The 13997-nt window shown below is 38.5% G+C and carries 8 protein-coding genes; all 8 read left to right on the forward strand.

What is annotated here, in order from left to right; genetic code table 11:
* The first annotated feature begins 60 nt into the window (after nt 1–60).
* The 8 genes from HCG69_RS04935 (at nt 61) to HCG69_RS04970 (ending at nt 13957) form a co-directional block, all read left to right on the forward strand.
* Complete coding sequence (locus tag HCG69_RS04935; protein WP_221649112.1) at nt 61–4155, forward strand: hybrid sensor histidine kinase/response regulator transcription factor; 4095 nt, start codon at nt 61–63, stop codon at nt 4153–4155.
* 130 nt (nt 4156–4285) lie between these two features.
* Nucleotides 4286–5173 carry an ROK family protein gene (locus tag HCG69_RS04940; protein ID WP_221649113.1) on the forward strand — a complete coding sequence of 296 codons (888 nt, stop codon included), beginning with the start codon at nt 4286–4288 and terminating at the stop codon, nt 5171–5173.
* A gap of 26 nt (nt 5174–5199) precedes the next feature.
* Complete coding sequence (locus tag HCG69_RS04945) at nt 5200–6969, forward strand: class I mannose-6-phosphate isomerase (protein ID WP_221649114.1); 1770 nt, start codon at nt 5200–5202, stop codon at nt 6967–6969.
* Between the two features lie 19 nt (nt 6970–6988).
* Entirely contained in the window at nt 6989–8152 is a 1164-nt protein-coding gene (locus tag HCG69_RS04950) for a sugar MFS transporter (protein WP_221649115.1), read from the forward strand.
* 101 nt (nt 8153–8253) lie between these two features.
* Nucleotides 8254–8694 (forward strand): lipocalin family protein, encoded by a 441-nt coding sequence (locus tag HCG69_RS04955; RefSeq protein WP_221649116.1) that lies wholly within the window; start codon nt 8254–8256, stop codon nt 8692–8694.
* A 17-nt stretch (nt 8695–8711) separates the two neighbouring features.
* Nucleotides 8712–9236 (forward strand): hypothetical protein, encoded by a 525-nt coding sequence (locus HCG69_RS04960; protein WP_221649117.1) that lies wholly within the window; start codon nt 8712–8714, stop codon nt 9234–9236.
* 11 nt (nt 9237–9247) lie between these two features.
* Nucleotides 9248–12292, forward strand: coding sequence for a TonB-dependent receptor (locus tag HCG69_RS04965; RefSeq protein ID WP_221649118.1), 3045 nt, complete (start codon nt 9248–9250; stop codon nt 12290–12292).
* A 6-nt stretch (nt 12293–12298) separates the two neighbouring features.
* Nucleotides 12299–13957 carry a RagB/SusD family nutrient uptake outer membrane protein gene (locus HCG69_RS04970; RefSeq protein ID WP_221649119.1) on the forward strand — a complete coding sequence of 553 codons (1659 nt, stop codon included), beginning with the start codon at nt 12299–12301 and terminating at the stop codon, nt 13955–13957.
* The last annotated feature ends 40 nt before the right edge of the window (nt 13958–13997 follow it).

Genomic DNA, 13997 nt, shown 5'->3' on the forward strand with positions numbered 1-13997 from the left:
ATTATTTTTGTGCCTGCCATGAAATGTGTTTTATATCTATACTTTAAGAAAACCAGGAACATGATGTACCGACTTATATTTTATTTGTTCTTTTTGTGCAGTTCATTAGCTGTGAATGCAAATTCCACTTATTTTGCTCATGAGCGTTTTGAAAAATTCGGGATACAGGATGGACTTTCCAGTAGTAAGGTCTTTGATATAAAACAAGATAAGGATGGGTATATCTGGTGTGCTACGGATGAAGGATTTTGCCGTTTTGACGGGATTGACTTTAAAAGTTACAAATGGTCATTGGGTAATTCTTTAGATTTTACCAATCAGCAGTCTCTTAAAATATGCTGTGATAAAAGCTGTATCTATGTCGGCACAAACTTTGGTCTGTTAATGTATGATGTAGAGACAGACACCTATAAAATTCTAAAAAATAATACGCTTCAGCCGGGGAGGGATCTATATTCTGTCCGTTCGATAATAAAGAGAAAAGAAGGAGGTTTGTGGATAGGTACCTATGGAGACGGAGTCTACTCCTTTGATCCTGAAACCGGTTCTTTCAATCGTTTTTATTATCAAGCTTCGGATGACCGTGTCTTGAGTTTATATGAATCGAATGATGGACTACTATATGTAGGTACACATTTCGGTGGGCTGGATGTTATTCATTTGAATACACGTTCAGTAACCAATTATAGCGTACAAAATCATAATTTTCCGGATAGCCAGGTGGAAGCTATTTCTCAGGATTCTTATGGAAATATCTGGATTGGAACCTGGAAAGGACTGCTACGCTTTGTAAAAGGGAAGAAAGAGCCGGAATTGATAGAATTGGATGAATTGAAAGATGCGAAAGTAAATTGTATAGAAGAGAATAGATTAGGGCAGCTATGGATTGGCACAGAATATTTTCTATGCTCCATTAAATTGAAAACGGGTGGAGAGGAAATAAAGAAAACAGATATCAAATTCTATTATGAATCGGAGACGGAAACAGGGTTGTCTTATAAAACAATCAGGTGTGTGTTGAGTGATAAGAATGATAATTTATGGATTGGTACCTATGGTGGTGGAGTGAATTTTGTGAATCAGCATAAACAGAAGTTCAATTATATCACAAGTGATATTCTTCTGACAAACAGCCTGTCCTATAAACATGTTTCTTCTTTTAGTGAAGACAGGTATGGTAACCTTTGGATCACTACTGATGGTGGGGGCATTAATTATTGGGATATCGGAAATAATACATTCAAGGAGATCACTGCTAAGACGGACGGATATAATTTAAGTGATGATGCAACTCTATGTTCATTGATTGATTCGGACAATGATCTTTGGGTCGGAACTTATAATTGTGTTTTGAATAGGATGAAAGATGGAACAAAGAGGTTCATTCATTATACATATCAGAAAGATAATTCTAGTTCACTTTTACATAGTGACTTGAGTTGTTTGTACGAAGATTCCAAAAAGAATATCTGGGTAGGACAGCGTGCCGGACTGTCTTATTTTGATAAGAAAAATAGCTCTTTCCATATCGTAGAACCATTGAGATGGAGTCCTGTAACTGCACTTCAGGAATATAAAAATGAATTGATCGTCGGAACTTTTGGCGGTTTGTATAAGTATGATTATGAGACTGGAAATGTCGAACCGTTTAGTTCTAAATTAAAGAATGTACAGGTTAATTCTTTTCTGTTTGATAAACATGGAAACATGTGGATTGGTACAGAAGGACAGGGCTTATGGGAGTATACCGTAAAGACCGATTCTCTGACGATATACGGACAAGCAAATGGGCTGAACAGTTCTATTGTGCGGGAGTTAATCTTGGTGGGTGATGAACTGTGGATGGGAACAAATAAAGACATTGTGAAGATATCTACGGAAACAAAAGAGATCGATTCTTATAGTGCATCTGATGGAGTTCAGCCAGGAAGTTTTTTAAAGAATTCGGGATTAATGATGAAATCGGGAATGATTGCTTTGGGTGGTACGGAAGGGATGAATATTTTTGATCCTTCTGTTATTATGAAAGATAAAACTCCGGTTTCGGTTGTTTTTACTGATTTTTTGTTATTCAATCAGCATGTTGCAATCAGGAGTGAACAGAATCCGGATTCACCTTTGGTCAAAAATATAAATTCTACTGATAGAATAGAGCTGAACTATGATGAGTCAGTTTTTACTATAGAGTATTTGGGGATTAATTATTCCTCTCCGGAACGTATTCAGTATGCCTATTTTTTGAAAGGTGCAGATACGGAGTGGAATAAAGTTGGTACTATGCGTTCTGTTACCTATCGGAATTTGAAGCCTGGTAATTACTGTTTTATGGTAATGGCATCTTCGCCTTCTGGAAATTTTAATGAAGATAATGTACGTACTTTGTATATTCTGGTAAAACCACCTTTCTGGCAAACATGGTGGGCTTATATCATTTATTTTGTTTTATTATTGGGTCTTTTATATCTGTGCTGGAATATTGCTATGATGAAAATCAGAGTCCGAGATAAGATAAATTATGAACGATTGGAGAAACAGAAACAAAAAGAGTTATATCAGGCCAAATTACAGTTCTTTACAAATGCTTCGCATGAGTTGAAGAATCCACTCACTTTGATTCTGGCACCACTGGAGAAATTATTATTAGGAGAGACAGATAGTAAGAAGAGGTATTTACTGTCTCTTATAAAAAGAAACACGATGCGGGTGATCAAGAACGTGAATGAAGTAATTGATATCCGTAAGATAGATTATGGGCAACTAAAACTTAAGGTAAAGGAGATAGATGTAGTCTCTTTTTTTAAAGAAATAACTGATACATTTGAAGGAGTAGTGGAAGACAAAAACATCAATTTTGTTTTTAATACAAGTGCAGATCGGTTGATTGGCTGGGTTTCTCCTAAATTTATGGACAAGATTGTGTATAACATTCTGTCTAACGCTTTTAAATATGTGAAAGATTATGATGAGATTGTGATGAATGTCTTTGTAGAACGGACTGATATAGGTAATTTGTTGCATATTGAAATATCGGATACAGGTATTGGCATTGATAAAAAGGACTTGAAAAAGATATTCGATTGCTTCTATCAGGTGGAATTGAATGATAAAAATATTGTGTATCCGGGTTCGGGTATTGGACTGTATCTGGTAAAATCTTTGGTAGATTTACATAAAGGGCATATTTCTGTTGAGAGTGAATTGAATGTTGGTTCCAGGTTTGCAATTGTTATTCCATTTGATAAAGCAAGTTATTCCAAAGAGGAGATAGCTGATACTGATAAGAAAGACGAGTCTTATGTTACGTTCGTTAAAGAACCATTGCAGGAAAATACAGAGATAATTGAGGAAAAAACAGAAGAGAAGAATGTTAAAAAATATAAGATTCTTGTTGTAGATGATGAGGCTGAGATTCGTGATTTTCTTGCTCTGGAATTGCGTGAAGAATACGAAGTATATACAGCAGCAGATGGGGTGGAAGGATGTGAAAGTGCATTGAGTTTTATTCCGGATTTGATTATCAGTGACATTATCATGCCGAATATGGATGGTATAGAACTTTGTGGGAAAATAAAATCAAATATAAACACGTCTCATATTCCAATTATTCTGTTGACGGCTAAAGAAACCCATGAGGATAGGCTGGTTGGGTTGGAAGTGGGAGCGAATTCTTATATACCCAAGCCGTTTGATATCCGGCATCTTCGGATTCGCATCGAACAACTGATCAAATATCAGGAGGTTGTTAAAGAGAAATTTATGAAAAAAGTGTCTCTTGTATCCGGTGAGGAGCCGGATGCAGGAACAGCACCTGCGGCATCCAATGATGATATTCTGATACAAAAGATTATAAATTATATCAATGAAAATATTTCTGATCCTGATATAAAAGGAGAGAGTATTGCCAATCATGTGGGGATGAGCCGGATGAATCTTCACCGGAAACTGAAAGCGTTAGTTGGGCTTTCTTCCGGAGATTTTATCAGAACGGTTCGGTTGGAGAATGCGAAGAAGGAGTTACTGAATACAAATAAAACAATTACGGAGATTACTTATGATCTGGGTTTTTCTTCCCCTTCTTATTTTTATATTTGTTTTGTGAAGAAATTTGGTGTATCTCCTACTGAATTTAGGGGGCAGCATGAATCTCCGGTATAAGAGTAAGATCTTCAACATCCTGTTGCAGGCTATTCTGAGCGGGATGTTACAGCATATATACAGTATGTTACAGTAGCTAATCTTTTATAGTTGGATATGTTCTATGTTTGCAGAAAATAAATCTGAAAACATGGGAAATTACACTATTGGAGTAGATATTGGAGGGAGTCATATCTCCTCTTGCCTAGTTAACTTGCAGGATAAATCGATCTTGGAAGAGTCTATAAAATCTCAAAAAATCAATAGTCAGGATTCTGCTCAAAGGATTCTGGAACAATGGGTATGCTGTCTGAAGTCCACCATCTCTTCAATAAATGAAACTCCTGTAGGAATTGGATTTTCTTTCCCAGGACCTTTTGACTATGAAAAAGGAGTGTCGTTGGTTGAAGGAGTCAATAAGTTTGATAAACTGTTTGGATTGGACTTAACCTCTTCACTTATCTCCCGGTTCCGGAGGATGAAAATAAGCAATTTCAGGTATGTGAATGATGCCGGAGCATTTGCTATAGGTGAAGCTTTTGCCGGAGTGGTGAAGAATCATAAGCGAGTGATGGCTCTCACATTGGGTACCGGACTGGGTTCCGGGTTTGTGGTAAACGGACAATTAATAACGACGGGAGAGTCTGTTCCGCCCAATGGATGGGTCTATAATCTAACGTTTGAAGATACTATAGCTGATAATTCTTTTTCTACACGTTGGTTTTGTAACCGATATGAAGCATTGACAGGGATGCGGATTGAAGGAGTACGTGAAATTGCAGAAAAGATTGGTACTGATATTTACAGTAAGCAGGTGTTTGAGGAGTATGGCTATCGTTTGGGGAGTTTTATTATTCCTGTTTACACTAGATTTAAAGGGGATATCATTGTTTTGGGAGGTAATATCTCAAAAGCTTATCCTCTTTTCAAAGAATCTTTATTGCAAAGAATTCGGGAAGAAGGGCTGGATATGCCCATATCAGTCTCTTCGTTACAAGATAATGCGGCAATGCTTGGTGCTGGTCTTCTTTTTATTTGAAAAATAACTTTTAAAATATGACAAATATGAAATCATTGAGAAAAACATCTCAGATTCTGCTTCCTATGCAGAAAGAGAAAAACCTGACGGCGGGTAGTTATGATATATATCCTGTTCATTCAATAGCAGAAAATCAAATTTTTGTAGGTTACCGGAAACTTGCCGAAGCAATTCGTAACGAACGGAATGTGATTATAGACGGATACGCAGGAATCTTTTTTGATGAAATAAAAACTCGTCTGAATGAGGTTTTAGCTGAGTTGGATGTAGAAGTAACCTGGTGGAATATAGATGCCGCCCTAAAAACGGAAGAAGAGATTAATGATTTGGTTACACCCTATTTGGGAGGTGACGATCCTATTTTCGGAAAACGTTGTGACCTGGAGCTAAAAGATCTTTTCTGTATTGGAAAATTGTCTAAAATTCACCCCGATTCATCTGCTTCCCTGAATATACTTATAGGTTGTGGGGCAGCTTTAGCCGGTTGGAAAGGGAAATTGATTTATATTGATATACCTAAGAATGAAATTCAATTTAGGGCACGTGCCGGGAAAGTGACAAATTTAGGGGTAACAAAGGTCGTGGCTCCCAAAGTAATGTATAAACGTTTCTATTTCGTAGACTGGGTACTTCTTAATAAACATAAAAAAAATATTTTCCCGGATATTGATGTGATGGTTGACGGACAACATTTGGATACTATCACCTGGATGCAAGGAAATACTTTAAGAGAAGGATTGAAAGTGATGGGACAGGCTGGTTTTCGTGTTCGTCCCTGGTTTGAACCGGGTGCCTGGGGAGGGCAGTGGATAAAGGAACATATAGAAGGGCTGGAAAAGGAAGTACCTAATTATGCCTGGTCTTTTGAGCTGATTGTGCCGGAGAATGGTTTGTTGTTTGAGAGTTCCGGGAATATGTTGGAGGTATCGTTTGATTCTTTAATGTATGTAGCCGGAGAGAATGTGGTTGGTACAGACTGCTACAATGAATATGGCGATGAGTTTCCGATACGGATGGACTATCTGGATAATTTTGATGGTGGGAATCTCTCTATACAATGTCATCCCAGAAAAGAGTACATACAAAAAAACTTCGGGGAGGTACTAACTCAGGAAGAAACTTATTATATTACAGACTGTAAAGATAATGCCGTGGTTTATCTGGGTTTTCAGGATAATATTGAGCCGGCCGAGTTTGAGAAGGCACTTACAAAAAGCTTTGTTGAAAATACTCCATTGGAAGTTGATCGTTATGTGCAATCATTACCTGCAAAGAAACACGAACTGTTTTTGATACCTCCCGGCACTTTACATAGTTCCGGCCGCAACAATCTAGTTCTTGAAATAAGTACTACTCCCTATATTTTTACATTTAAAATGTATGATTGGCTGGCGCTTGACTTAGATGGTACTCCTCGTCCTTTAAATATAAAAAGGGGGATGGAGAATTTATATTTCGACCGTTGTGGAGAGAAAGTACGGAATGAATACGTTTCTAAGCCTGCCTTATTGGAGAAAGGAAAAGACTGGGAATTATATCATCTTCCTACACATCCAAATCACTCTTATGATGTACATCGTGTACATTTCAAATCGGAAGTAACATTGAATACAGCGGGTAAGTGCCATGTATTAAATCTGGTGGAAGGCGACTTTATCTATATTGAGATCTCCGGACAAAAGAGAGTACGGTTGAACTATGCTGAAACATATGTGATTTCTGCTGCTGCCGGAGATTATAAACTGAGCTGCGGTTCTCAGCGTGAGGCAATGGTGGTAAAAGCATTTATGAAGTAATAGGGCAGGGGGAAATAGTATGAAACGTACGCAGGTAATAGCATTACTACCAGTTTTGACCAGTTTTTTTGTGATGGGGTTTTGTGATCTTGTGGGGATAGCATCCAACTATATGCAATCTGATTTTTCTTTGTCTGAAACCCAAAAGAACTTTTTACCTTCAATGGTTTTTATCTGGTTTTTTGTGTTTTCGGTTCCGTTTGGTGCCTTTATGAATCGGGTGGGTAGAAAAAACACAGTTCTGATTAGTCTGGGTTTTACAGCTTTAGCCATGCTATTGCCATTGTTGGATTATTCGTATGTATCTTGCCTGACTGCGTTTGCATTGCTGGGTATTGGGAATACAATTTTGCAAGTTTCATTGAATCCGTTATTAATGAATATTGTGGATGAAAATAAATTGGCCAGCAGTTTAACTGCAGGTCAATTTATTAAAGCCATATCCTCTTTTGCCGGACCTATTGTTGCCGTTTGGGCGGCTGGCTTTTGGGGAAACTGGATTTATATGTTTTCCGTTTTTGCTCTGATAACACTTATTGTTGGTTGTTGGTTGCTATGTACACCTGTCCCTAAAGAGGTCACGAAGAATACGATTTGGTCATTAAAACCCTATCTGACCTTATTGAAAGATAAAACGATCCTTTTGTTGTTTCTTGGAATCGTTTTCATTGTGGGAGTAGATGTCGGCCTGAATGTAATGATACCTGGTTTCTTAATGGAGCGCTGTGGTATGGAGTTAAGTGAAGCCGGTTATGGTATTAGCCTATATTTCGTGTTTCGTACCATTGGTGCCTTTCTTGGAACATTTATATTGGCACGCTTTTCCGCTATAAAGTTTCTTCGGCTTAGTATGATTATCACGCTATGCGTATTTGTTTTTATGCTTTTTGTGTCCGAAAGTCAGATGCTTCTGGCCATTATAGCTATTGTTGGCTTCTTTTGTGCAAATGTGTTTAGTATCATTTTCTCAAAGGCGTTACAACTCTATCCCGGTAGTGCCAATGAACTTTCCGGATTGATGATTATGGGAATATCGGGTGGGGCGGTTGTACCACCATTGATGGCGGTCTTTTCTCAATGGACTGGTAGTTTTAACGGTTCATTGGCGATAATCGGACTTTGTATTGCTTATTTGCTTTACTGTTCTTTTGTACTGAGAACCGAAAATAGAAGTATTGACTGATTTTCAGACAAATGTTACAACGAATAGAAGAGTTGTTACCAGAGTGATTTATAGAAAAACACATTCTGCATACTTTTGTGACATGTAAAAATCTTATTATTATGAAAATAAAAAAAATCCCACTGTTGTGTGTCTTATTCATTTCTTTTTTGGGAATTGCCTGTGATAAGGATGATAACATTGATTTATCCGGCTCCTGGCAATTGATTTCGCAAACCTGGAACGGCGAAGAGCAGGAACTTGATGAATGTGCGAAAGGCAAATTATTGTATTTTGCAGAAAAAAATGTTTGCTATCTCTATCTACCCTGTGAACAGAAGGATTTAAGAACCGCCTGGAATTATGACGGTGACAATCGAATTCTGAATATTTCGGACTTATTACCGATAACTTTTTATGTAGAAGAACGGTCTGATAACAGATTAGTTTTAAAACATTACACCTATTCTGCAACCGGACAACTGGATACTTATATAGAGACTTATAAAGCAGTCGAAACTGTATTGGAAGATGGTAAACTGAGGCTGAAAGAATCATATTAATAAAATATTAAGATACTATGAATAAATATCTGTTAGGTTTAGTATTTCTACTGTTCATCTTTTCTTCTTGTTCGAAAGATGAGGATTTTGCAAATGAACTGCCGGGATATTGGAAACAAGTTGCGGCTTATGACGACGGAGAACTATGCAGTACTGATAAAGAAAATAACCTTTCTATCCTGTTTGAGGCAAATGGAGTGTATCGAATGTTTGATCCTTGTGCTGAAAAAGAACATGCCGGGACATGGCTTGTGACCGATGAGGATTGGTTAACAATGTCCATGGATAAAATTGCAGGTAAAAATACGTCTGATGGTTCGTACCGTTATACTCTGGTCACGGTCCGTTTTACAATTATCCGATTGGACGGAGATGAAATGGAACTTCGTATAAAGACTTTCCTGGGAGAACGAAAGAAGACAGTTATGTTCTCACAAATGGAACAGGATTCTCAACCGGCTACCCCCGAAGAAGCCTTGGAACTGGATACCAAAAATAAAGAACTGCATACCTATACTTATCAGTTTAGAAGAATTCATTAAAATATAATATTATGAAAGGATATGCTATAACGCTTTTATTATTCTTTTTTTCGTGTGCAATATCGGCACAGGACCTGGTAGTGAAAGGAATAGTATTAGATAAGAATACTGGAGAACCACTGATCGGTGCTACCATTTTGGTGAAAGATACTTCTATTGGTGTTGTTACTGATCTGGATGGTAACTTCACTTTGAAGTTACCTAAAAAAAATGTACAATTAGTAATTAGTTATATAGGTTATGAGGCTCAAACTATTACCCCACAATTCGGAAAGAAGATTAAAATTGAAATGGGAGGGGATTCGGCTGTGGCTTTAGATGAAGTAGTGGTGGTGGCTTTTGGTACTCAGAAGAAAGAATCGATGGTAGGTTCCATTTCTACGGTAAAAAGTAAAACGCTTACCACAGTTCCTGCTTCCAACCTAACACAATCGCTTGCCGGTAAAGCTTCTGGTGTGACGATTGTACAGAGTTCCGGCGAGATTGGTCGTGATGAAGCGGATATATATATACGTGGAAAAGCGACATTTGCCAATGAAAATACAAAGCCGCTTATCGTAGTGGACGGTATTATACGTGAAAGTTTTGCACAGATTGACCCAAACGAAATTGAAAGTATAAATATCCTGAAGGATGCCTCGGCTACTGCCGTTTACGGTGTGAAAGGAGCGAATGGTGTTATTATTGTTACTACTAAAAGAGGAGTAGCCGGTAAACCGGAAGTTTCGATTACATCGCAGGTTGCTGTGAATGTTCCTATACGTTTGTATAAGCCTTTGGATGCTTACCGTTCGGCATTATTGCGTAATGAGATGCTGAATAATGGTGGGCAGCAGGCTGAATACAGCTCAACCGATCTTATGAAGTACCGGACAAAGGTATCTCCATATACTCATCCCGATGTAGATTGGATGGATGAGATTATGAAGTCCGGTTCTGTTCAGCAGCAGTACAATGTGAATGTACGTGGCGGAACAAAATCAATGCGTTATTTCGTTTCCGGTGGATTCTTTAATCAGAACTCTCCGTTTAAGGGAGATGATATAACCAATTACAATCGTTATAATTTTCGTTCGAATCTGGACTTTGATATTACAAAGGATTTAAGTGCATCCATTAATATTGGTGCTCGTATCGAAGACAGGCATTACCCCACTTCCATGCAATATAGTAGCTGGGATATCTATCATGCCGCTATTGCTAATTCCGGGCGTAAATATCCTGCTTTCAATATGGATGGTTCTTACGGAGGCGATAAAGATTACTCAAATATACACGCTTTGATCCGTGATTCCGGAGAATTTAAAGAAAATCGGAATGTGCTGGAAGCCGTTCTGAACGTCACTTATAAATTGAACTGGCTTCTCCCGGGACTTGCCGTCAGAGGACAAGTGGCTTATGATGACGACAGTAAACATGGTAAAATCTATCGGAAGAATGTAGCTCTTTATCAATATCTTTATGCTACGGACAGCTACATTATGCATGGAGAAAATCGGCCGTTACGCTGGGACTGGCAGTATGTGGATAACTTTCGGAAGATTTATCTGGAGGGAGGGTTGACCTACGATCGTGAATTTGGAAAACATAATGTAAGTGCATTGTTTCTTTTCAACAGGCTTTCTCATGGAAATAATGTCGATTTACCTTATGCCAGTCAAGGTATGGTCGGACGGTTTGTATATGGGTACGATACACGCTATCTTGCCGAGGTTAACTTTGGCTATAATGGGTCTGAAAATTTTGCCAAAGGAAAAAGATATGGTTTGTTCCCTTCGTTTGCCCTGGGTTGGGTTATCTCAAACGAGCCTTTCTATAAAGAGTCGGGCATGAGCAAGATTGTCAATAGTTTAAAAATCAGAGGCTCTCTCGGATGGGTTGGCAATGATCGGGTTTGGGCGTACGACCCGGTAGCCAATTCCAGTGCGGAAGCACGTTTCATTTATCTTCAGCAGTATGAGTATGTAAACGTTAGCAACACAGACAATACATATATTTTTGGTATCGGTGATAACCGTATAGAAGGCGTACGTCAAGGGCGTGTTGCCAACAAAGATGTTTCCTGGGAAAAATCCAGAAAACTTAATATCGGTTTGGAAGCCGGACTGTTCAACAACGCATTGACGTTTAATATCGATTATTTTCATGAAAGAAGATCGGATATTCTGACTCAGGTACAGACTATGCCGGCATTTGTAGGAACTACTTTCTCTCCGGCTAATCTCGGTATTGTGCAGAATCAGGGCGTAGAGTTGGAGGTAAATCACAGTAAGTTTATTGGTGAGGATTTCTCGTATTCTATCAAGGGAAACATGAGTTTTGCACGGAATAAAGTCATCAATATGGGGACTCCTCTTGGAGTTTTACCTTATCAACGGGCAGAAGGATATCCCATTGATACACCTCTTAAGCTGATTACTCTGGGTTATTTTCAGGATTACAACGATATTGAAAGAAGTCCTTCCCAGTTAGCTCTGGAAGGAAATACGGAGGTACATCCGGGCGATTTGAAGTATAAGGATATCAATGGAGACGGTGTGATTGATCGTGCTGATTTCGTAAGAACCGGTTATCCTTTGGTTCCCGAAATTCAATATGGTATCAATCTTTCATTGTCTTACAAAGGGTTCGATGTCGGAGTTCTGTTTCAGGGTTCTACCCATGTCTCTTTTGATAAAAATTGGGAAGCTATGTGGGCATTCTCTAACGGAGATAATGTGTATGACAAACATTGGTCCTATTGGACGCCCGAAATGGGAGATGGTAATGCCAAGTATACTCAGTTGTACGGTAAATACCAGAATAATGAAGCCGGAGCCGATTATACATTATCCGACGGAAGTTACATTCGTTTGAAAAATCTGGATGTCGGTTATACTATTCCCAAGAAGCTGACCGAGAAAATTTTTATTAAGAATGTCCGGATTTATTTTTCCGCACTTAACCTGGTTACTTGGGCTAAAGAACCTTATCTCGATCCGGATAATCGAAATAACAGAGCTGGTAATATGCCACCGATGAAAGCTTACAATTTTGGTTTAAATATTAATTTCTAGGGTATTATGAGAACATATAAAATATTCTTCTGTCTGCTGGCCATTTTCTTTTACGGATGTGATGATTATTTGGACAGAGCACCAGACCTTAATCTGGATGAAAACAAAATATTTAGTAATTACGAAACTGCCTATAAGTTCCAAGCTGATATTTATACCAACCTTCAGAAAGGATTTAATGTACTTGGAAGCTTCGATCCCGCTCCCATAGCCTGCGCTACGGATGAAGCCGAATCTCGTTTTGGTTGGAATACCAGTAATTCGTTTAATGTCGGTTCCTACGATGACGTGGATAATTGCATTTCCCGCAATTATGAGGGAATACGTAAAGCCAATATTTTCTTGTCCAAACAAGATATCATCCCTTTCCCAAATCAGGAAATGAAAAATAGGTTGATTGGAGAAACTTTGTTCCTGCGAGCTTTCTTTTTCCATGAAATCATAAAAAGATATGGTGGAATGCCTATTTTGAACGATAAGATATTATATCCGAACGATAAGCTTGAACTCCCCAGAAATAGTTATATGGAATGTGTAAATGCCATATTGAACGATTTGAAGAATGCTATCGGACTATTGCCTGTGACAGTAAATGAAAATGAACAAGGTCGGGTAACCCGAGGGGTAGCAATGGCACTTAAGTCACGGGTATTATTATATGCGGCCAGCCCGTTGTGGGATAAAGAGAATACAAATCCTGACAAGTGGAAATTGGCTTACGAAGCGGCAGGAGACGTAATAAACCTGAAAGATGAAAATGGAGTTCCGGCATATCAGTTGTTTAACCGGGGCAATGGGGCTTCTGACTATGAGAAAGTCTTTTTGCTACGTCCGGATGAGGGAAATACGGAGGTGATATTTTGGTACAACAATGTTCCGGTCGGATTCAGTAGTAGTGAAATAAAGGTATGGGCACCTTCCGGTGAAGGATTTGGCGGAGTAGGTGCTGTTGCTCCGACACAGAATTTTGTCGATTTGTATGAAATGAGTAATGGCAAACCGATAACCGATGGTACTTCCGGTTATGATTCCCAGGACCCTTATAAGAATAGAGACCCTCGTTTTTATAAGACAATTATTTATAATGGCTGTGTGTGGCAGGGAGTTACAGCGGAGTTGTATATGGGTGGTAAACACCGCCTCTCTAAAGAGAAATGCCGTACGGGTTATTATGTACGAAAATATTTGCCGGAGAGCTTAACTGAAAAATCATCGAATAAGGCTTATCATAACTGGATCTATTTCCGTTTGGCGGAGATCTATCTGAACTATGCGGAGGCTTTGAACGAAAGTATGCAAAAACCGTCTTCAGATGTATATGATGCTGTGGAAGCAGTGCGTACACGAAGCGGTATGCCACTTTTACCTCGTAATTTATCTCAAGCAGAAATGCGGCAACGGATTAAAAATGAAAGAGCAGTGGAACTTGCCTTCGAAGAGCATCGTTGGTGGGATGTACGTCGGTGGAAAGACGGAGAAGAATGTTTCAACGGCTCCATGTACGAAATGGAGATAACGAAGAATAGTGACAATAGCTATACCTATAATAAAGTGGTTTTCGAAGAACGGATTTTTACGGATAAAATGAATCTATATCCTATTCCGAAGAGTGAAATGGATAAGAATGCTCTATATCAACAAAATCCCGGATGGAATAATTATTGATTATACATATAAGATATGTAAATAGTATTAATTGAAAATG

It is taken from the genome of Bacteroides sp. K03, from assembly GCF_019734355.1.
Classification (GTDB): domain Bacteria; phylum Bacteroidota; class Bacteroidia; order Bacteroidales; family Bacteroidaceae; genus Bacteroides; species Bacteroides nordii.

Coding starts and splice junctions, on each gene's coding strand:
- HCG69_RS04965 (WP_221649118.1), top strand. CDS start 9,248: ATGAAAGGATATGCTATAACGCTTTTATTATTCTTTTTTTCGTGTGCA.
- HCG69_RS04970 (WP_221649119.1), top strand. CDS start 12,299: ATGAGAACATATAAAATATTCTTCTGTCTGCTGGCCATTTTCTTTTAC.
- HCG69_RS04935 (WP_221649112.1), top strand. CDS start 61: ATGATGTACCGACTTATATTTTATTTGTTCTTTTTGTGCAGTTCATTA.
- HCG69_RS04950 (WP_221649115.1), top strand. CDS start 6,989: ATGAAACGTACGCAGGTAATAGCATTACTACCAGTTTTGACCAGTTTT.
- HCG69_RS04940 (WP_221649113.1), top strand. CDS start 4,286: ATGGGAAATTACACTATTGGAGTAGATATTGGAGGGAGTCATATCTCC.
- HCG69_RS04955 (WP_221649116.1), top strand. CDS start 8,254: ATGAAAATAAAAAAAATCCCACTGTTGTGTGTCTTATTCATTTCTTTT.
- HCG69_RS04960 (WP_221649117.1), top strand. CDS start 8,712: ATGAATAAATATCTGTTAGGTTTAGTATTTCTACTGTTCATCTTTTCT.
- HCG69_RS04945 (WP_221649114.1), top strand. CDS start 5,200: ATGAAATCATTGAGAAAAACATCTCAGATTCTGCTTCCTATGCAGAAA.